The sequence below is a fragment of the Pseudomonas sp. FW305-70 genome, assembly GCF_058783925.1.
Genome location: NZ_JBYSYZ010000044.1, coordinates 1 through 20,663, shown reverse-complemented (window position 1 = coordinate 20,663; position 20,663 = coordinate 1). Strand labels below are relative to the sequence as shown.

Annotated in this window: 17 protein-coding genes; 10 read left to right on the top strand and 7 right to left on the bottom strand. The window is 61.4% G+C overall.

Translation table 11 applies throughout. The features are described 5' to 3' along the window. Window positions 1-120: 120 nt before the first annotated feature. Window positions 121-468 carry a DUF6124 family protein gene (locus AC3WN7_RS24415; protein ID WP_102675355.1) on the top strand — a complete coding sequence of 116 codons (348 nt, stop codon included), beginning with the start codon at window positions 121-123 and terminating at the stop codon, window positions 466-468. A 168-nt stretch (window positions 469-636) separates the two neighbouring features. Here the strand turns inward: AC3WN7_RS24415 and tynA are convergent, their stop codons facing one another. Then, entirely contained in the window at window positions 637-2,925 is a 2,289-nt protein-coding gene (gene tynA, locus AC3WN7_RS24410; RefSeq protein ID WP_102675354.1) for a primary-amine oxidase, read from the bottom strand. Between the two features lie 720 nt (window positions 2,926-3,645). Here tynA and AC3WN7_RS24405 point away from each other — a divergent pair. From AC3WN7_RS24405 to AC3WN7_RS24390, 4 genes are all read left to right on the top strand, one after another. Further along, window positions 3,646-5,040, top strand: a complete 1,395-nt coding sequence (locus AC3WN7_RS24405) for an MFS transporter (protein ID WP_095968056.1) — start codon at window positions 3,646-3,648, stop codon at window positions 5,038-5,040. Window positions 5,041-5,217: 177 nt separating this feature from the next. Next, entirely contained in the window at window positions 5,218-5,718 is a 501-nt protein-coding gene (locus tag AC3WN7_RS24400) for a sigma-70 family RNA polymerase sigma factor (protein WP_102675353.1), read from the top strand. Window positions 5,719-5,758: 40 nt separating this feature from the next. Continuing rightward, complete coding sequence (locus AC3WN7_RS24395) at window positions 5,759-6,742, top strand: FecR family protein (protein WP_102675352.1); 984 nt, start codon at window positions 5,759-5,761, stop codon at window positions 6,740-6,742. Between the two features lie 98 nt (window positions 6,743-6,840). Continuing rightward, complete coding sequence (locus tag AC3WN7_RS24390) at window positions 6,841-9,264, top strand: TonB-dependent siderophore receptor (protein WP_102675351.1); 2,424 nt, start codon at window positions 6,841-6,843, stop codon at window positions 9,262-9,264. 111 nt (window positions 9,265-9,375) lie between these two features. Here AC3WN7_RS24390 and AC3WN7_RS24385 read toward each other — a convergent pair whose 3' ends face one another. After that, window positions 9,376-10,527, bottom strand: a complete 1,152-nt coding sequence (locus tag AC3WN7_RS24385; protein ID WP_102675350.1) for an MFS transporter — start codon at window positions 10,525-10,527, stop codon at window positions 9,376-9,378. Between the two features lie 164 nt (window positions 10,528-10,691). On the opposite strand from AC3WN7_RS24385, the gene AC3WN7_RS24380 reads away from it, so the two are divergent. Next, on the top strand, window positions 10,692-11,684 hold the full coding sequence (locus AC3WN7_RS24380) for a diaminopimelate epimerase (protein ID WP_102675349.1): 993 nt from the start codon (window positions 10,692-10,694) through the stop codon (window positions 11,682-11,684). 112 nt (window positions 11,685-11,796) lie between these two features. On the opposite strand, the gene codA is transcribed toward AC3WN7_RS24380, so the two are convergent. The 4 genes from codA to AC3WN7_RS24360 form a co-directional block, all read right to left on the bottom strand. Continuing rightward, window positions 11,797-13,041: a cytosine deaminase gene (codA, locus tag AC3WN7_RS24375; RefSeq protein ID WP_095968061.1), complete on the bottom strand. Its 1,245-nt coding sequence runs from the start codon at window positions 13,039-13,041 to the stop codon at window positions 11,797-11,799. A 182-nt stretch (window positions 13,042-13,223) separates the two neighbouring features. Continuing rightward, window positions 13,224-14,054 carry an alpha/beta fold hydrolase gene (locus tag AC3WN7_RS24370; RefSeq protein WP_102675348.1) on the bottom strand — a complete coding sequence of 277 codons (831 nt, stop codon included), beginning with the start codon at window positions 14,052-14,054 and terminating at the stop codon, window positions 13,224-13,226. 213 nt (window positions 14,055-14,267) lie between these two features. Next, on the bottom strand, window positions 14,268-14,624 hold the full coding sequence (gene queD / locus AC3WN7_RS24365; RefSeq protein WP_003223505.1) for a 6-carboxytetrahydropterin synthase QueD: 357 nt from the start codon (window positions 14,622-14,624) through the stop codon (window positions 14,268-14,270). 75 nt (window positions 14,625-14,699) lie between these two features. After that, window positions 14,700-15,779 carry a patatin-like phospholipase family protein gene (locus tag AC3WN7_RS24360; protein ID WP_102675347.1) on the bottom strand — a complete coding sequence of 360 codons (1,080 nt, stop codon included), beginning with the start codon at window positions 15,777-15,779 and terminating at the stop codon, window positions 14,700-14,702. Between the two features lie 234 nt (window positions 15,780-16,013). On the opposite strand from AC3WN7_RS24360, the gene AC3WN7_RS24355 reads away from it, so the two are divergent. The 4 genes from AC3WN7_RS24355 to AC3WN7_RS24340 are packed head-to-tail and all read left to right on the top strand — an operon-like array spanning window position 16,014 to window position 18,624. Next, on the top strand, window positions 16,014-16,322 hold the full coding sequence (locus tag AC3WN7_RS24355; RefSeq protein ID WP_102675346.1) for a PepSY domain-containing protein: 309 nt from the start codon (window positions 16,014-16,016) through the stop codon (window positions 16,320-16,322). After that, on the top strand, window positions 16,322-16,642 hold the full coding sequence (locus AC3WN7_RS24350; RefSeq protein ID WP_095968065.1) for a PepSY domain-containing protein: 321 nt from the start codon (window positions 16,322-16,324) through the stop codon (window positions 16,640-16,642). The genes AC3WN7_RS24355 and AC3WN7_RS24350 overlap by 1 nt, the downstream gene beginning before the upstream one ends. Window positions 16,643-16,645: 3 nt before the next feature. After that, window positions 16,646-17,314 (top strand): response regulator transcription factor, encoded by a 669-nt coding sequence (locus AC3WN7_RS24345; RefSeq protein WP_095968066.1) that lies wholly within the window; start codon window positions 16,646-16,648, stop codon window positions 17,312-17,314. Next, window positions 17,311-18,624 carry a sensor histidine kinase gene (locus AC3WN7_RS24340; RefSeq protein ID WP_102675345.1) on the top strand — a complete coding sequence of 438 codons (1,314 nt, stop codon included), beginning with the start codon at window positions 17,311-17,313 and terminating at the stop codon, window positions 18,622-18,624. Before AC3WN7_RS24345 ends, AC3WN7_RS24340 begins: the two co-directional genes overlap by 4 nt. A 112-nt stretch (window positions 18,625-18,736) precedes the next feature. On the opposite strand, the gene AC3WN7_RS24335 is transcribed toward AC3WN7_RS24340, so the two are convergent. Further along, on the bottom strand, window positions 18,737-20,413 hold the full coding sequence (locus tag AC3WN7_RS24335) for an MFS transporter (RefSeq protein ID WP_102675344.1): 1,677 nt from the start codon (window positions 20,411-20,413) through the stop codon (window positions 18,737-18,739). Window positions 20,414-20,663 lie beyond the last annotated feature (250 nt).

Sequence of the window (20,663 nt, the reverse complement as noted above, 5' to 3'; positions counted from 1 at the left end):
GGGCACCCTCGGGTGCGCCGGGTTTGCCATATGGGCGGGTCTACCAACCTTCGTATGGTCACCACCATTCGTTTGGTAGCGAGGGTGATGACTCCATCAATCCCATATGGAGTTTCATCTATGTTCAAACCGACACCTAACCCACCGGAAACCGATCCGGAAACGCCTTCAGAAACCCTGGATTCAAATACACTTCACGAGCCGTCTGAACGTATCCCCTCAGCCGCCGACATCCGCGCCACCCCACGCAAGCTTTGCACCATGTTTATCGTCAACAAGGACCTCCATGCCGCAACCCTGCTGGCCCATGCCTGCGAGTCACTGGCGTCGGCCAACGTCATGACCATGGATCTGGCGGATCGTACGGAGGGGACGAGTCGCAATACCCTGCTGGGCATCGCGCAAGTGATTCTGTTGGGGGAGCTGGCGGTGAACCAGGCGCTGGACCGGATTGATGCGCTTGGGTAGAGGATCAACGATCGGGATGACGCCTGACACACTGATGGACTTGCCTGAACACTGATTAACCCTGTGGGAGCGGGCTTGCTCGCGAAGGCGGTATGTCATTGACATTGATGTCGACTGAAACGACGCCTTCGCGAGCAAGCCCGCTCCCACAGGTATTGCGTTTACCGTTTACTTCGGGGTGCTGAGGTTCAAGGTCGGCGTTTCATCGAAGAAGTTCCATGGCTTGAGCAGCACATGCACCCACTCGGTCGGCATGATCGGCCATTCCTCGGCGCGGGCGATGTGGGTGGTGCCGGTGGTCAGCCAGACCACGTCGTCGGTGTTTTCGATGGAGTGGTTGTCCTGGGTGAACTGCCCCAGGCCCGAGTCCTTGTCCGAGCGGTTCGGGTACTTGCCTTCCGGGTACTTTTCCTCGGGATTGTATTGGGTCACCCACAGCTGCTTGTCCATGAAGCTCAGGCGGTGGTAGAGCCATTCGTCCTTGCCGAAGTTGGCGCCCTTGGCCACCGGGTGGGTGCCGCCGGCGTACGGAATCAGTTGATAGGAAACCGGGTTGCCGACCTTATTCTCCTTGCTGAAGTTGGTCAGCAGGCGCACGGTCGACGGGTCGAATTTCTGCGCCGCCTGTTGCTCGGTACCGACCACTTTGGTTTCGGTCTGCATGGTGCTGGTGCGCGGGCCGCCACGGTCGTTGGGCAGCACCACCGGGTTCACTTCCACCAGTGAGTTCTGCTCACCGTCCACGTCCATGTCGAGGCGGAAGTTGTAGATGTGCTGGTGCGTGGTGCCGACGATGTTGTGATCGAGCAGGGTGCCGTAGCGCGTGTCTTCCCTGGCGGTGTCTTCGTGCATGGTTTTGGACTTCACGCCCTTGACCGCTTCGATGCCGGTGGCGCCGGCGTCGATGCCGATGGTGCCGTTCTGCTGGAAGACCCAGTCGAAGATGTAGTCGTAGTTGCCCACGGTGCTGATCCAGCGCACCACCAGTTCACGACGCTCGGTGCTGAGGTTGGGCTGGCCCATTTCCTGGTGTTTGTACTCGGGCCCGGCGTAGCGCTCGAACACCGCCATGGCGCGGGGGATCGCGGTCGGTGCACCGGTGTAGTCGGCGATGGTGGCGTCCAGCAGCACGGCGTTTTGCGGGGCGTCCTTGCCGCGGGCGATCGGCGAGGTCAGGGTGCCCATGCCGTAGTCGCCGGAGTCGAGGTAGGCCTTGAAGTACCAGCCGATGTCCGGGTCGCCGTAAGGCACGATCATGCCGCCCAGCGAGCCTTCGTACATGATCTTGCGTTTCTTGCCCTTGTCGTCGTAGGTGACGGTGGACAGGATCGGGCCGACCCGCGAATCGAGGCGAACGTGGAAGTCCCAGTTCTGCCAGTGAATGCTGTTGCCGCTGATGGTGTAGTTCTTGCCCTCGGGTTCGATGATTTCCAGCGGCTTGACTGCGACACCCTGGCGTCCGCGCCCGTCATACGGCGTCGGTTTCATCGGCACCGGAATGAGCGCGTCGTCTTCGATCTTGATCAGCTTCTTCTGTTCCAGGTCGACAATCGCCACCAGGCCCTCGATCGGGTGCGCCCAGTAGTTGCCGTCACCGGTGTTGAGGTAGCTGACGATTTTCAGCAGGCGCTTGTCCTGCGCCAGGCCGTCCTTGCCGTCGAAGTAACCGACGGTCAGGGGCGTCGCCACGACCTTCTTCACGTCGTTGATACCGCGCTTGGCCAGGGCCTGGGCGTATTCCGGGCTGCTCTCGACGGCCGATTGCACCGTTGCGAAGTCGTCCAGCAAGACCATGCCGTGGGCGCCTTCGATCGGCTTCCAGGACTTGAGAGTCTTAGTGTCGAGATCCACCAGCGCTTCGATCACGTGTTTGCCGTCGAGCACCACGATCGAGGCCTCGCGTGGCTGGGCGACGTTCTGCCCGGTGAGGGCGAAGTTCCATACCTGATCCTTGGGCGGCGCCTTGACCGAGACTTCGGTGAAACGGAAACCGGGCTTGTAGTTGTCCGATTTCTTGACGATGTCCACGGCCGTGGTGATTTCGGCGGCGCTCAGGGGATTGAGCGGGTTGGGGCGGGTCTCGACGACGAAGGTCTTGTCCAGCCCGGACTGGAACACCTGGTTGATGAAGTCGGTGGACATGAACGCCTTATGGTCCTTGAACACCACCGGCACCGTCAGCTCGATGCGCTTGCCGTTGAGCATGGCCACTTTGCTGTCGGGCTTGACCTTGAGATAGACCCCGTCCTTGGCAATGGTGAACAGGTTGGCGTAGTCGTCCCATTTCACCGTGGCACCAAAGGCCTCCAGACCCTCTTGCAGCGGCACCATGTCGGCATGACCGCCATGGGCCTGGGCATTGCCCGCCCAGTAAGGCAGGCCGAGCGTGCCCAGCGTGATAGCCAGGGCGAGACGGGCCAGCGGTTTTCTGTTTCGCAATGCAAGGGAGGTGAACATTCTGGGTTCCTTCGGAAAAGCCGATAACAGCCATGCCTGCACTTTGCTACAGCCGGTGAATGGCTGCATTGGGATTCCTGCCAAAAACCTTTGGATCTGTGCCTGATTGAGCGTAGTCGGGCGGATTCTGACTGTTTTGCTATAGGTCGTCGTACAACAATGAAGGGTCGATGACCCCCTTTCAAAACTGACAAGGGAGCAAGCGACGCGTCGCGGTACCTGTGTCCAGGAGCCTGTTTTACGGGTTTATTCGATTATATGTCGCATTTTCAGGGCGGTCAGGCCGTTCAGGTCTAAGGAGTTTTCTTGTTGACAGTGGCCCATGGGACTGGCTATAAATCGCTTAAGTCATACGACGACATATGACATGCACGTCCAAACTAAAAATAAAAAGAGTGTCGACCCCAACATGAATCCAATCGCCTCCCTCTCGCCCCCGAAGTTCTCGTGTTCAGCCACCGGCTTCTATGTCCACACACCCTTGCGCCCGTTACCCGTGACAACCCGTCACTGACTCGCGGGAGAAACGCAGGCTGAGCAATCAGTCGCTGTTTCCCAGTGAGTTGTCTGATGAGTTGTCCGAAATCAGTTGGCCCAATCCCTCGGCGGAAAATGGCCCGTTTCGTCGTGGACCGATGCATTGAAGTGAAGCCCGGCGGCCCAATCGATCTCGTTTTACACCGAGAGATCATCACCAAAAATCTACAATAAAGTGATGCCATGAACCTCAACGAGCCCATTACTGCGCAACGCGTCAGCCAGTCTGTCGGTAAATACCGATGGACCATTTGTGCATTGTTGTTTTTTGCAACCACCGTCAATTACCTCGACCGCCAGGTGCTCAGCCTGCTGGCGCCGGAGCTGTCGAGGCAATTTGGCTGGAGCAACACCGATTACGCCAACATTGCCGCCGTCTTCCAGTTCACCTACGCGATTTCCATGCTGTTCGCGGGCCGTGTGGTCGACAAGATCGGCACCAAGGCTGCTTTTGTGGTGGCGATTTGTGTCTGGTCGACCGGCGCCGTCATGCACGCCTTTGCAGAACCCATGGGCGAGGGTATCGCCGCCATCTGTGCCGCGCTGGGTATTGCGGTCATCCCTGTCTCGATCGCCGGCTTCATGCTGTCGCGCGCCGTGCTGGCGGTCGGTGAATCGGCCAACTTTCCGGCCGCAATCAAGGTCACCGCTGAGTATTTCCCGAAGAAAGAACGCTCCTTCGCCACCGGGATCTTCAACTCCGGGGCCAACGTCGGCGCGATCCTGGCACCCATTTCGGTGCCGCTGATTGCTGCCCTGTGGGGCTGGCAGGCAGCGTTCATCGTGATCGGCATGCTGGGCTTTATCTGGATGGGCGTATGGCTGGTGCTGTACGACAAGCCGGAGCAGCAGAAGCGCCTGTCGGCGCAGGAACTGGCGCACATCCGCAGTGATTCCCCCGCCAGCGCCGCTGTGCAGACGGGCGTCGGCAAAAAGGTTTCGTGGTTCCAATTGCTGAAATACCGCCAGACCTGGGCGTTCGCCTTCGGCAAGTTCATGACCGACGGTGTGTGGTGGTTCTTTCTGTTCTGGCTTCCGACCTACCTGTCGGAGCAGTACGGCCTCAAAGGCGCAGCAATCGTGGTGCCACTGGCCGTGCTGTACAGCATGACCATGGTGGGCAGTATTGGCGGCGGCTGGTTCCCCAGCTATTTCATGGCACGTGGCGACAAGCCGTATGACGGCCGCATGAAAGCCATGCTGGTGATTGCCGTTTTCCCGTTGGTCGTGCTGTTGGCGCAGCCATTGGGTCACATCAGTGTCTGGGTACCGGTGTTGCTGATTGGTGTGGGCGCGTCGGCGCATCAGGCCTGGTCGGCCAACATCTTCACCACGGTGTCCGACATGTTTCCGCAAAAGACCGTCGCATCCGTGGTCGGCATTGGCGGTATGGCGGGTGGGTTGGGCGGCGTCTTGCTGACCAAGATCGGTGGCTGGGTGTTCGACTACTACAAATCGGTGGGTGAAATCCGTACCGGCTACATGATCATGTTCGCCGTCTGCGCGCTGGCCTATCTGGTGGCGTGGAGTGTGATGAAGATGCTGGTGCCTCGCCACAAGGAAATTACCGACCTGTGAATGACGGCTTCGAGGGCATCTGCCAGGCGGACTAACCCGTCGGATTGAACAAGGCCGCTGAGCAATCAGCGGCCTTTTTGCGATTCGGGCTACAGGGAGCGCGTTTGAGGCGGCAAGCGATTGCTTTGGTTTAATAAGAAGCATTATTATTCACGCCCGTTTTCACAGCACACCGCAATGACCCTCAAGCTGCCCCGCAGACACGGCTTTTTCGAGCATTACGAAGAGTTGGTTGGTACCTGGACCCGTCGCCTGAGGAATCGTCAGCAGGCCGAGGACCTGGCCCACGATACCTTTGTGCGGGTGCTTGAGTCCGATTCGGCGCGGGTTGAACAGCCCCGGGCGTATTTGCACCAGACCGCGCGCAACATTGCCGTGGATGGTTATCGGCGTGAGGACCGGCGGGGCGCCATGGAGTCAGAGGCGATCGATCTCAGTGAGTCGCCGAGCGGCGACCCGGAGCATTTCATGCACGCGATCCAGCTGGCCGATTCCATCGAACGGGCGCTCTGCGAGTTGCCGGTCAACTGCCGCAAGGTGTTTGTCTGGCAGAAAATCGAGGGCCTGACCCAGGCCGAAATCGCCGAACGCCTGGGGCTGTCCAAGAACATGGTGGAAAAGTATATGATCCGCACGCTTCGGCACCTGCGTGATCGCCTGGACGGGTTGCAGTCATGATCTGTCGCGCCATCTCCTCCCCAGCCAGACAGGAACTTCCATGATGGATACTCGTGATTGTGCGTGCGGGCAAACAACGGTTCGCGATGACGCGGCGCTATGGTTTGTACGTTTGCAGGAACCTGTCGTCGATGTCGAAGTGCGTCGCCGGTTTCAGGCCTGGCTGGACGAACACCCCCAACACCGAAACGAATTCGAAGTGCTTCAGGGCGTGTGGCGCGCCGCCGATTTGCTGCCAGCGACGCGTTTGCGTGCCTTGTGTGAAACCCCGCCAGCCCTGAAAAAACCTCGTCCGGTGCTGCGTTACGCGGTAGCCGCCAGCGTGCTCGCGGTGGCGCTCGGCCTGGGTCTGTTCAGCAGCCTGAATCATCCGGCGCCTTACACGGCCGAGTTTTCAACGGCCCTGAATGAGCGGCGCCATGTGGCCTTGCCGGACGGTTCGGCGGTTGATCTGGACAGCCGCAGCCGGATTCAGGTGCGTTTTGAACAGGGTCAACGCCACGTTGAACTGAGCGAAGGCGAAGCGATGTTCAGCGTCGCGCACGACACCCGCCGTCCCTTTGTGGTCGAGTCGGGCAGCGGCAAGGTCACGGTCACCGGCACCCGGTTCGACGTACGCCGTGGCGCCAGCGAAACCCGGGTGGTGGTGGAGCAGGGCACGGTCAAGGTCCAGGGGCGCGAGGCTGCCGATCACGATTTCATCCATCTGACAGCGGGCCTGGGCACCCACGTCGATGCCCAGGGCAAGGTCGCGGCCGCCTACGCCGTCAACCCGGCGGAAATGACTGCCTGGCGCAGCGGCAAACTGGTGTTCAACAACGCCCGCCTGGCCGATGTCGCCGAGCAGGTTTCACGTTATCGGGAGAAACCGCTCAAGGTCGCCGGCGCAGCGGTCGGCGATCTGCGCCTGACCAGCGTGTTCAAGTCCGACAACACCGACGCACTGCTCAAGGCCTTGCCGAGCATTCTGCCGGTGGCCGTGCGCACCCTTGGCGATGGCAGCCAGGAAATAATTTCAAAATAAAATTCAGGTTTTTTTCGAGTTCATCGTCTTCCTGTTCAACTGCAACTGGTTTGCATTAACAAGCGCACACTTTTGCGATCCACAGGATTACGTTCGACGTGAAAAACTCCACCGCTAAAAACAACAAATTCCCTTGGTTGCCACTGGCGCTCGCCCTGGCGGTCAACGTTGCGCTGCCCCAGGCCTTTGCCGCCGACGGCATCCGCATCCCGGCGCAACCCTTGGGACAAGCCTTGAGCCAATTGGGCCAGCAAACCTCGCTTCAGGTGTTCTTCAGCCCTGAGCTGGTCGCCGGCAAACAGGCTCCGGCGGTGGACGGCAATATGTCCCCGGAAGACGCACTGCGCCAGTTGCTGCAAGGCAGCGGCCTGCAATACCAGATCGATGAAGGTTCGGTGACCCTGATGCCGGCGCCGACTTCGGCGGCCAACGGCCCACTGGAGCTTGGCGTGACGGACATCAATGTGGTAGGCGACTGGCTCGATGACGCCGATGCCGCCTTGGTGCAGAACCACCCTGGCGCACGAACGGTGGTGCGCCGCGAAGCCATGATCGAGCAGGGCGCGATGAACGTCGGCGACGTGTTGAAACGGGTTCCCGGCGTGCAAGTGCAGGACGCCAACGGCACCGGTGGCAGCGACATTTCCCTCAACGTCGGCGTGCGTGGCCTGACGTCGCGCCTGTCGCCTCGCTCCACCGTGCTGATCGACGGTATTCCGGCGGCGTTCGCGCCTTATGGTCAGCCACAACTGTCCATGGCGCCGATTTCCTCCGGAAACCTCGACAGCATCGACGTGGTACGCGGTGCCGGCTCCGTGCGCTACGGACCGCAAAACGTCGGCGGTGTGATCAATTTCGTGACCCGCGCGATCCCGGAACAGGCCTCCGCGGAAATCGGCACCACCCTGGAAACGTCGCAGCACGGTGGCTGGAAACACATCGATACGGCGTTCATGGGCGGCACCGCCGACAACGGCATGGGCGTGGCGCTGTTGTACTCCGGCGTCAATGGCAACGGTTACCGTGAAAGCAACAACGGCAACGACATCGACGACGTCATCCTCAAGACCCATTGGGCGCCGACCGATGTCGACGATTTCAGCCTCAACTTCCACTACTACGACGCCAAGGCCGACATGCCCGGCGGCCTGACCCAGGCGCAGTACGACGCCGACCCGTTCCAGTCGGTGCGCGATTACGACAACTTCAGCGGCCGTCGCAAGGATGTGTCGTTCAAGTGGGCGCGACAGATTGACGATCGCACCCAGGCCGAAGTGCTGACCTACTACACCGACAGTTTTCGTGGCAGCACCATCGCCTCCCGTGACCTGAAGACACTCAACTCCTATCCGCGCAGCTACTACACCTTCGGTATCGAACCACGGGTCTCCCATGTGTTTGATGTGGGCCCGACCACCCAGGAAGTCAGCGTCGGTTATCGCTACCTGAAGGAAGCCATGCACGAAGAGGCCAGCCGTGTGGCGCTGGTCAACAACGAGCCAGTCGTGCGTCCGGGGGCGGACGGTCATGTCTATCAGGACCGCACCGGTGGAACCGAGGCCAATTCGGTCTACATCGACAACAAGATCGACGTGGGCCACTGGACCGTCACCCCGGGTATTCGCTTCGAGCACATCAGCACCGATTGGCATGACCGCCCGGTGCTCGATAATGCCGGTAAACCGGTGCCGGAGAAAAAACGCAGCATCGAGAGCAATGAACCGCTGCCGGCCCTGAGCGTGATGTACCACATGTCCGAGGCCTGGAAGCTGTTCGCCAACTACGAAACCTCGTTCGGCGCGCTGCAGTATTTCCAGCTGGGGCAGGGCGGTATCGGTGATGAGCCTGCCAACGGCCTGCAGCCGGAAAAGGCCAAGACCTACGAAATCGGTACGCGCTACAACGATGACGTGTGGGGCGGTGAGGTGACGCTGTTCTACATCGACTTCGACGACGAACTGCAATACATCAGCAATGACGTGGGCTGGACCAACCTCGGCGCGACCAAGCACCAGGGCATCGAAACCTCGGTGCACTACGATCTGGCGGCGCTGGATCCACGCCTCGATGGCCTGACCGCCAACGCCGGTTTCACCTACACCCGTGCCACTTATGAAGGTGAAATCCCGGGTTTCAAGGGCCGTGACCTGCCGTTCTACTCCCGTCAGGTGGCCACCGCCGGCCTGCGTTACGACATCAACCGCTGGACCTGGAACCTTGATGCGTTCGCCCAGTCGAAACAGCGCTCGCCGGGCACCGGTGTGAACGCCGATGGCAGTTTCAACGGCAACTACATCACCGAAGGCTCCGCCGACGGTCAGTTCGGTGATATTCCGGGTTACGTGACCTGGAACGTGCGTAGCGGCTATGACTTCGGCCCGCAGGTGTCGAACCTGAAACTGGGTGCCGGGGTGAAAAACATCTTCGACAAGCAGTACTTCACCCGCTCCAGCGACAACAACTCGGGCATGTACGTCGGCGCGCCGCGTACGTTCTTTGTGCAGGCCAGTGTTGGGTTCTGATAGACCGAGGTGAATTCATCGCGAGCAAGCTCGCTCCCACAATGACCGCATCGTTCACAAATTATGTGTACGACACAAATCCTGTGGGAGCGAGCCTGCTCGCGAGGCTTTTCAGACTTTCAACACCCTCCCGCCAATGGCCACTGCCACCAGCAGCACCGCCATCAACCCGAAGGCAAAACTCAAGCTGGCGCCATGGGCGACAAAGCCGATCAACGCAGGCCCTGCGAGTATTCCCGCATAACCCAGGGTGGTAATGGCCGGCACGGCGATGCTCTCGGGCATGACCGTCTGCTTGCCTACAGCGGTGTACAGCACCGGCACGATGTTCGAGCAACCGGCGCCCAGCAGCGTGTAACCCACCAGCGCCGCCTCCCAACTCGAGGCGAATGTCGCTAGAAACAAGCCCGCGGCAGCCGTCAGCCCGCCGAACACAATTACCCGTGTCGCGCCCAGCCGGCGCACGATTTTGTCGCCGGTCAAACGCCCGGCCGTCATGGTCAAGGCAAACGCCGCATAGCCGAGGCCCGCGTACGCCGTGTCGATGCCACGTTCCTGTGCCAGGAATACCGCGCTCCAGTCCAGCGCCGCGCCTTCGGCGAGGAACACGATGAAGCACATGCCACCGATAAACAGGACGATGCCATGGGGCACCGCGAACGCCGGCCCTGAGCTCTCACTGCCGTAGGGCAACAGGTGCGGCACGGCCCTGGCCAAGGCGATCAGCAGCATCACGATCACCACCAGCGTGGCCCCCAGCGGTGAAATTCCCAGGCCCAGCAAGCCGCTGACGCCTGCCGCGCCGACTATCCCGCCCAGGCTGAACAGGCCATGGAAACCCGACATCATGTTTTTGCCGCTGGCGCGCTCGACGATCACCGCTTGCAGGTTGACCGTCGAATCCACCGTGCCGAGGCCCGCGCCGAACATGTACAGCGCCGCGATCAAGGCCGGAATCGATGACACCGTCGCCAGCAGCGGCAGGGCGGCACAGATCAGCAAGGTCCCACCGGTCGTCACCCGCCGGCAGCCGAAACGCGTGGCCAGGATCCCGGCCATCGGCATCGCCAGGATCGAACCTACCCCCAGACACAGCAGCAACAGACCCAGGGTGCCTTCATCCAGCCCGGCCCGGGCCTTGGCATAGGGCACCAGCGGCGCCCACGCGGCGATGCCGAACCCGGCGATGAAAAAGGCGATGCGCGTGGACATCTGTTCCAGGCGGCCGGGAACGAAGGTGGTCTGGCTGTTGAGGCTGGTCATATCAATCCCTGGCAAAAATGTTACGTCCTCAACGGACAGTGATCGATCGAGGAGGGTTCGATCAGTGCCCGGAAAGTTTTACGGTCAAACAGGGCGACATCGTTGCACAGCGCCACTGTTTTTCGCGATATGTTGAGCCATTCCAATGACACACGGAGGGCGCCATGGCGCAGAGGTACGATGCACGGGGCAATATTTACATCGTGGTAGCGCCCGAAGAATTGCGCCACCAGGGCATCGACTTGCCCGATCAGGCCAGCCACGCGGCACACACTCGTCAGGCATGGGCTGTGGCGGCCATCGAAGCCTGCTGCAACTGGGCACCCGGCACGCAACCGGCCGGCAGCAAGGATCATCGCAGCGACGGATTGCTGGTCGGACCGTTCCAGTCCTCGCCACCCTTCGACCTGTTGATCGTCAACACCGACGGTACCCTGGCCGAACGCAGTGGCAACGGGCTGACGATTTTTTCCCAGGCGTTGAGCGACCAAGGGCTTTTATCCCGCGACGAAGCCTGTCTGCTCAGGGTTCACCACGACAAGTCCGACACGCCTTCACCGGGGCAGACTTCGGTGAAAGCCGCTGAAGTCGAGGACGTGCAGGGTTTCTGGCTCGACCTTGGCCAGCCTGGTTTCGGGCCGTCGGCGGTCAGTGCCGAGGGCGTTGAAACGGCGCTGTTGGATGGCCGCGAACTCAGCCACGTCAAACCGCTGTCGGCCCTCAATGGCGCATGGTCGCGCAGCCAGTTCGCGCGGGTCGGCAATCCGCATTGCGTGACGCTGGTCGAAAACGCCGATGACTTGCCGAGCAACGAGCAGATGCGAGAACCGGCGCTGGGTGACGGGTTGATGCGAATTGCCTACGCCATGCCGGTCGGTGCAGGCAAACCCTGTCCGGCGGGGATCAATCTGCAATGGGCGATGCGCTTGTCCGAAGGACATATCGCCGCGCGGGTGTTCGAGCGTGGCGAGGGGCCGACAGCGTCTTCGGGGACCAGCGCCAGTGCGGTGGCCTGTGCGGCCTGGCGCGTGGGTTGGGTCAGCGCCGGGGAAGTGAAGGTGACGATGCCGGGTGGCACGGCGCCGATCTTGCTGGAAGAGGAGCAGGGGGAGTTGAGTCGGGTCAGTCTGTTTGGTACGGCTCGGTTAATCGATTGACTTCAAAATAGCCTTCGCGAGCAAGCCCGCTCCCACAGGGTTTTGTGAACGACACAAATCTACTGTGGGAGCGGGCTTGCCCGCGAAGAGGCCAGTTCAGTCAGCACCAAACTCAATTCAGCCCAGCGAACTCCACCACCGGCATCGTCCGCTTCATCAACACCTTGCCCTCGCGCACCGAGTACAGCGGCAACCCCTGGCTGCGGATCACTTCGTAATCACTCTCCGCCGACAGAATCAGCAGGTTCGCCGGCCGCCCGCGCTCCAGGCCATAGCGCTCGCCGAGGTTCATGGCCCTGGCGCTGTTGTCCGTCACCAGGTCCAGCGCGCTTTGCAGGTTGCGATAACCGAGCATGTGGCAGATGTGCAGCCCGGCCTCGAGCACCCGCAAAATGTTGCCATTGCCCAGCGGGTACCACGGATCGACGATGGAGTCCTGGCCGAAGCACACGTTCATGCCCGCTTCGAGCAACTCGTTGACCCGGGTCACGCCCCGGCGTTTCGGGAAGCTGTCGAAGCGACCTTGCAGGTGGATGCTTTCGGTGGGGCAGGAGACGAAGCTGATCCCCGAATGCCCGAGCAAGCGAAACAGTTTGGCGCAGTAGGCGTTGTCGTAGGAGCCCATGGCCGTGGTGTGGCTGGCCGTGACCCGCGAACCCATGTCGCGGCTGCGGGCCTCTTCGGCGAGCACTTCGAGAAAGCGCGAATGCGGGTCGTCGGTTTCGTCGCAATGCACGTCGACCAGGCAACCGCTGCGTTCGGCCAGGTCCATGAGGAACTTCACCGAGCTTACACCCTGGTCGCGGGTGTACTCGAAATGCGGAATGCCACCGACCACGTCCGCGCCCATGCGGATCGCCTCTTCCATCAACTCGCGACCATTGCGGTACGACTCGATGCCTTCCTGAGGGAAGGCGACGATTTGCAGGTCGACCAGGTGCCGGCTTTCCTCGCGCACTTCGAGCATCGCCTTGAGCGCGGTCAGTTGCGGGTCGGTGACATCGACGTGGGTGCGTACATGCTGGATGCCGTGGGCGGCGAGGGCCTGGATGGTTTTCTTGGCGCGGGTCTTGGTGTCTTCCTGGGTGATGGTCGCCTTGCGTTCGCCCCAGCACTCGATGCCTTCGAACAGCGTACCGCTCATGTTCCAGCGCGGCTCGCCGGCGGTCAGGGTGGCGTCGAGGTGGATGTGCGGCTCGACAAAAGGCGGCACCACCAGGTTGCCGCCGGCATCCAGGTCGCCAGGGCCCAGGGTCGGGGCCTCGATCTGGCGGGCGATGCTGCTGATCAGGCCGTTTTCCAGGTTCAACTCATGCAGGCCTTCCTGGTTGCGCAGACGGGCGTTGATGATGTGCATCGGGCGAGTCCTTTTAGCGAGTCGTATTGGCAATACCTTTACGTTAGCTCGGTGGTGGCGATCCCCGCCAGTTCCAAATGTGGGAGCGGGCTTGCTCGCGAAGGCGGTGTGTCTGCCACATAGGTGCTGGATGTGCTGCCGCTTTCGCGAGCAAGCCCGCTCCCACAGGGGATTGGGTTTGCTCAGGAGGATTGTTGCAGGGGCAAAAATCGCATCAGCGCGGCGACTATGGCTTCGGGCGCATCTTCCTGAACCAGATGACCGGCGTTGGGTATCGGATGGAACTGCGCACCGGGAATCATCTGCTGCAAGGCCCACCCGCGTTCGACGGGAATCCACTGATCGTCTTCACCCCAGAGAATCTGCACCGGGCAGCGAATCGTCGGGTACAGACCTTCGGCCTCACGGGTATAGCGCTCGTCCATCTGCGCGATCTGCCGGTAGAACGCCGCTTGCCCCCGCTCCCCCAGCCACGGCAGAACGTAGGGGGCGAGTTCGGCGTCGGGGATTTCGCGCTGGATGGCCCCGCGAATATAGGTCGGCACGATGGCCCGCTGGATGTAGTCGGGCAGTCCGCTGAACGCCGCTTCATGCTGGCGCACATGCTGCACGAACGGCGAACCCCAGGGCGTCAGCGCCACCGGATCGATCAGCGTCAGGCTGCGGTAATCCTTGCCGTTGAGCAGATGCGTGCGCAGGGCGGTGGCGCCGCCGAAGTCGTGGGCCACCACGTCGGGGCGATCCAGGCCCCAATGCTCCAGCAACTGCGTCAGCAATTCGTTCTGCACACCCAGGGATACGTCGCCATCGACTTTCTCGGATTGCCCGTAGCCCAGCAGATCGAAATAGTGCACCCGGTGCGTGGTGATGAAGTGCGGGGCAATCCGGTGCCAGACACAGGAGGAGAAGGGTGTGCCATGCACGAACACCAGTGGCGGGCCATCGCCGCGCACGGCGTAGCGCACGGAGTGCCCTTTGAAGCGATAGGTCTGGGGCAGTGGCCAGTCAGTCATGGGCTTGTCCTCTTGGCGGGGGAAGAGGCAAAAAGCATAGGCATAAAAAAACAGCCGATGAAGGCTGTTCTTTATTTCTCTGACAAAACGCTGTTCCCCTGTAGGAGCGAGCTTGCTCGCGAAGAACGTCAACGATTACGCGTGGTATCTGGCAGCCCGCGGTGCTCTGGCGTCCATCGCGAGCAAGCTCGCTCCTACAAGGGGGCGGTGTCTTTATTCGCCGCGATAGATGCAGCCGCTGGTGCAGGTTTCGTGGATACGAATCGCACTGAGTTCCGGCAGCAACGGCTTCATCTCATTCCAGATAAACTTGGCCAACACTTCGCTGGTCGGGTTTTCCAGGCCGGGAATGTCGTTCAGGTAGTTATGGTCCAGACGCTCGTACAGCGGCTTGAAGATCGCCTTGATCTCGGAGAAGTCACGGATCCAGCCGGTGTGCGGATCAAGATCGCCGCTCAAATGGATCGCCACTTTGAACGAGTGACCGTGCAGGCGCCCGCACTTGTGGCCGTCCGGTACGTGGGGCAGGCGGTGGGCGGATTCGAAAGTAAATTCCTTGAAAATTTCCACAGTGTTTTCAGCTCTGTTCAGGTGGCGTTCGCCGCAGCGATTCGGGCAGGCGGCGAGTTTACCAGTTTGTCCTGACTAAAGGGTCAGCAAGCGCTCGCCGAGGCGACCGTTGGCGGCCAGTTCGAGGAATTCATCGCCCAGGCGGCGGCTTTCGTCCATGGTGGTGCGCCAGTATTTCTGCCGGCTCGGGGCGTCGCCCATGAAGCGTTTGAAGTCGTTACGGTCCGGCAGTTTGCCGTAGGGCAGGCGCGCCAGGTATTCCTTCGACGGTGCCAGCAGCAGCACGTTTTGCAAGCGGGCCGGGCAGGCGCGGCGCCACGGCAGGGGCTTGTCGAACCAGCCGGGAATCACCCGGTCGGTGAAATGCGGGTAGAGCACGATGTCATTGCCGCTGTAGGGCAGGTCCAGGTGATAGTCCAGCAGACCGCCGTCGCGGAAGGTGCCGGTGCCGGCGCCCGGCAGGTCGCGCACGCCTTCCATGACCATCGGGATCGAGCCCGAAGCCAGCAGGGCCTGGCGCAAATTGCCGGCATTGAGGGCGACGAAGCGCGACGGGAAGTCGTTCAAGGCGTCAACCGGCGGCGCCAGGCGCGGGTCGTGGATGATCAGGCGCTCGAAGTGCCGGGCCAGCCGCGCCCGGCCGCGCAGGTTGTCGGCGATGACCGAGGACAGGCCCAGCCCCAGGCGAGCGCGATGGTCGTCGGCGAGCAGGCCGTGGCTTTTGACCACCATGATGTTCAGGCGGTAAGCGCTGTTGCCGAGGATCGAGGCATCACGACCGTCGAGCAGGTCATCGAGCATGCGCCGCGAGCTCTGGCTGATCTGCGCCATGGTCACGCCCTTGGCAAAGTTTTGCTCGGTGTACAGCTGCCCGAGACGCCGGATGCCCTCGGCGGCGTCCGGCAGGCAGGCGCTGGCGAAGCGCCAGGAACCCACCGATGCACCAATCAGCGAGCGCTCCCGCGGTGCCGCCGGCAGCCACTCGCCGAACAGCGCCAGGTCCAGCCCTTGAATCCCCAGCGCCTTCGGACCGCCCGCCGCACCGGGCAGGGTGCCGACCTCGGCGGCATTCAAGCCGCACTCACGGATGCGCGCAAAAGCCCGCGGACCGGCCTTGAGGGTCAGGGAAGGGAACTTGATGTGAATGGCGGTCATTGCAGTCTCGACGTGTGGCAAGCGGAAGGATTATACGCAGCCCCTGTGGGAGCGGGCTTGCTCGCGAAAGCGGTGTGGCCAGCAACATGGATGGCGACTGACACGGCCTCTTCGCGAGCAAGCCCGCTCCCACAGGGACTGGGGTGTCAGCAATGATGGCCATTCAGTTTCAATTAAGTTCATCCGGTTAAGGTGTCGTCCACAGGCAGCACCTGAAGCAATACGGAGACACCCATGAAAACCCCGACAGCCCTGTTCACCGCGTGCATCATCGGCATGACCGCGAGCATCGCCCACGCCCGGGAACTGGGCCCGGATGAAGCGCTGAGATTGCGCGACGCTGGTACCATTGTCTCGTTCGAGACACTCAATGCCAATGCAGTGGCCAGGCATCCAGGCTCCACCGTCAATGAATCCGAGCTGGAGCAGCATTACGGCAGGTACTTGTACAAGGTAGAGCTGCGCGATCCCCAGGGTATCGACTGGGATCTGGAATTAGACGCTGTCAGCGGGCAGGTTCTCAAGGATCATCAGGATTGGTAATGAAGGTGTTTTTATCCAATCGATGCACCGGCAGCCGGATGGCGCTGGTGCTTCTGGCATTTTGCTCGGCAGTGATGGCTCGCGACCTGGACCAGGACGAAGCCCTGCACCTGCGTCAACAGGGCGTGATCCTGCCGCTGGAGCAACTGCTGCAGCAGGCAATGGGGCGCTACCCCGGCGCGAAACTGCTGGAGGCCGAGCTCGAAGAAAAACACGACGTCTACATTTATGAAGTCGAGCTGCTGACCCCTGAAGGCGTGGTCCGCGAACTGGACATCGATGCCACCACCGGCCGTTTACTCAAAGACAAGGAAGACTGATCCATGCGTTTGCTTCTGGTGGAAGACCATGTGCCCCTGGCCGACGAACTGCTGGCCGGTCTCAACCGCCAGGGTTATGCGGTGGACTGGCTGGCCGACGGTCGCGACGCGGTGCATCAGGGCAGCACTGAACCTTACGACCTGATCATCCTCGACCTCGGCTTGCCGGGCGTGCCGGGGCTTGAGGTGCTGGCGCAATGGCGCGCGGCGGGGCTGGCCACGCCGGTGCTGATCCTCACGGCCCGGGATTCCTGGGCCGAACGCATCGAAGGCCTCAAGGCCGGCGCCGACGATTACCTGACCAAACCCTTTCATCCCGAAGAGCTGTTTCTGCGCATCCAGGCGTTGCTGCGCCGCTCCCATGGCCAGTTCAACCAGCCGACGCTCCAGGCCGCCGGGCTGCACCTGGACGAAGGTCGCCAGTGCGTTGTCCGTGACGGTGCGGACATTCAGCTGACCGCCGCGGAGTTTCGCCTGTTGCGTTATTTCATGCTGCACCCCGAGCAGATCCTCTCCAAAAGCCACCTCGCCGAACACCTCTACGATGGTGAAACCGAGCGCGATTCCAATGTGCTGGAGGTCCATGTCAACCATTTGCGCCGCAAGCTCGGCAAAAGCGTGATCGAAACCCGACGTGGCCAGGGCTACCTGTTCGGCGGGCAAGCCCGGTGAGATCGATCCAGCGTCGCTTGAGCCTGGGCCTGATCAGCGTGATGGTGGTCGTTGGCCTGGTGCTGGCGCAAACCAGCCTGTGGCTGTTCGAAATGGGTTTGCAGCGCTACCTAGAAGCCGGGTTGCGCAATGACAGCGAGAGCCTGCTGGCGGCGCTGGTGCGTGGGCCGCAAGGCTTGCAACTGGATGAACGACGTCTGTCGCCGGCCTATCAGCGGCCGTTTTCCGGTCATTATTTCCGCATCGATTTCACCGATGGCCATTGGCGTTCCCGTTCGTTATGGGATCAGGAGCTGCCGGCGCTCGATCACCCCGGCCTGCACGACGATCTGCAACTGGGGCCGGAAGGGCAACAGTTGCTGGTGCTGCGTACGGACTATCGACGCCTGGGGTTGCCGATCTCCATCAGCGTCGCCGAGGATTACACGCCGATACGCGAAAGCTTCCGGCGTGTGCAACAGCTCGGGTTGGGCCTGGGTTTGACCGGGTTGCTGCTGATTCTGTTGCTGCAACGGATTACCGTGCGCCGCGCCTTGCGTCCGCTGGAACAGGCCTGTGAGCAGATCGCGCAGTTGCAACAGGGCCAGCGCTCGCAACTCGATGATCAGGTACCGCTGGAACTGGAGCCACTGGTGGCGCAGATCAACCACTTGCTGGCCCACACCGAGGACAGCCTCAAGCGCTCACGCAATGCCCTGGGCAACCTCGGCCACGCGTTGAAAACACCGCTGGCGGTGCTGTTGAGCCTGGCCTCGAGCGAGCAGCTTGAGGCGCACCCGCAACTGCGCAAGACCCTCAAGGAACAACTGCAACAGGTCGAGCAACGACTCAATCGGGAACTCAATCGTGCGCGGCTATCCGGTGATGCGCTGCCGGGCGCGCTGTTTGATTGCGATGCCGAACTCCCCGGGTTGCTGGCAACCCTGAACATGATCCATGGCGAACACCTGGCGCTGAGCTACCGCGCTCCGGCCGGCCTGCAATTGCCCTGGGATCGTGAAGACCTGCTGGAACTGTTGGGCAACCTGCTGGATAACGCCTGCAAATGGGCGGATGCCGAGGTTCGCGTGACTGTCGCCGAGTTGGCGAACGGGTTTGAACTCAGTGTGGAAGATGACGGCCCGGGCATTCCCCAAGAGCGTCGCGATCAGGTGTTCGGCCGGGGAACGCGGCTGGATGAACAGACCCATGGGCATGGCCTGGGACTAGGCATCGTGCGCGACATCGTCGACAGCTTGGGCGGGAAACTGTCGTTGCTGGAAAGCGAGTGGGGCGGGCTGAAGGTCGTCATCGAATTACCCAAACACTGAGATCCATTGTGGGAGCGGGCTTGCTCGCGAAGGCGGAGTGTCAGCCGATAATGTCATTGACTGATACACCGCCTTCGCGAGCAAGCCCGCTCCCACATAGAACCTCCCCGGGTCAGGTGTGATGAATCTCCCGATCCTTGGTTTCCGGCATGAAGAAAATACCCAGCACGGCCGTCATCACCGCGATGACGATCGGATACCACAGCCCGTAATAGATATCCCCCGTGGCCGCCACCATGGCGAACGCCACCGTCGGCAGGAAGCCACCGAACCAGCCATTGCCGATGTGATAGGGCAGCGACATCGAGGTGTAGCGGATGCGCGCCGGGAACAGTTCCACCAGCCAGGCGGCGATCGGCCCGTAGACCATGGTCACGTAGATCACCAGGATCGTCAGGAGCAACAGCACCATCGGGTAGTTGGTCTTGGCCGGGTCGGCCTTCTCGGGGTAGCCGGCGTCCTTGAGGGCGGTGGCGAGATTGGCGGTAAAGGCATCGTTTTTGGCCTTGAAGTCAGCGGCCGACATGCCGGTGCCCTCGAAGCTCTCGATCACTTTCTCGCCGATGCGCACCTGCGCAACGGCACCCGGCTCGGCGTTGACGTTCTTGTAGGGGATAGCCCGTTTGGCCAGCACAGTCTTGGCCAGGTCACAGGAGCTGGTGAATTTGGCCTTGCCTACCGGGTCGAACTGGAACGAGCACTGGTCGGGATTGGCGATGACCGTGACCGGGTTCTTCTCTTGGGCAACGAACACGTCGGGGTTACCGTATTGGGTCAACGCGTGGAAGATCGGGAAGTAGGTCAGTGCCGCGATGATGCAGCCGGCCATGATGATGCCCTTGCGGCCGATGCGGTCGGACAGGCTGCCGAATATCACGAAGAACGGTGTGCCGATCAGCAACGAACCGGCAATCAGCAGGTTGGCGGTCTGCGCGTCGATCTTCAGCGTCTGCAGCAGGAAAAACAGCGCATAGAATTGCCCGGTGTACCAGACCACGGCCTGGCCGGCGGTGCCACCGAGCAGGGCCATGATCACGATCTTGAGGTTTTCCCAACGGGCGAAGGATTCGGTCAGCGGTGCCTTGGAGGACTTGCCTTCAGCCTTCATTTTCATGAACACCGGTGATTCGCTCAGTTGCAGGCGGATGTACACCGAGATAATCAACAACAGGATCGAAAGCAGGAACGGAATCCGCCAGCCCCAGGCTTCGAAGGCTTCCGTGCCCAGCGCGGTACGGCAGGCCAGGATCACCAGCAGTGAAAGAAACAGGCCAAGGGTGGCTGTCGTCTGAATCCACGAGGTGAAATAGCCGCGCTTGCCCTTGGGCGCATGTTCGGCCACATAGGTCGCTGCGCCGCCATACTCACCGCCCAGCGCCAGGCCCTGCAGCAAACGCAGGCTGATCAGGATGATCGGCGCGGCCACGCCAATGGTCGCGTAGCCGGGCAGCAAGCCCACCACGGCTGTCGAGACACCCATGATCACGATGGTGATGAGGAAGGTGTGCTTGCGTCCGATCATGTCGCCCAAGCGGCCGAACACAATGGCGCCGAACGGCCGGACGGCGAAGCCGGCGGCGAAGGCGAGCAGGGCGAAGATGAAGGAAGTCGTTTCGTTGACGCCGGCGAAGAAGTGCTTGGCGATAATCGCCGCGAGGGAGCCGTACAGGTAGAAGTCATACCATTCGAACACGGTGCCCAGGGACGACGCGAAGATGACCTTGCGTTCCTCCTTGGTGAGCCCGTGGTTGGGCGCGCTGCCCGCGGTTGCATTGTCGATTGCTGCCATGAGTCTTCTCCGTCTTGCTCTTGTTGTAGGCCGGAGTTCCCACCAACACTTGCCGTACCCAGGCCCTGGGGCTGAAGTCATCGGATTACGTGGCTTGCATTCAAGTTGACGCCAGAAAAAGCTGCAAGGTTCCATGAAGAATAATCGGCTTGCGGCAGATATCCACTTGCCATCATTTGATTGAGTCGCGCGCAAAAAAATGTGGGAGCGGGCTTGCTCGCGAAGGCGGTGTGTCAGTCGACGTAAATTT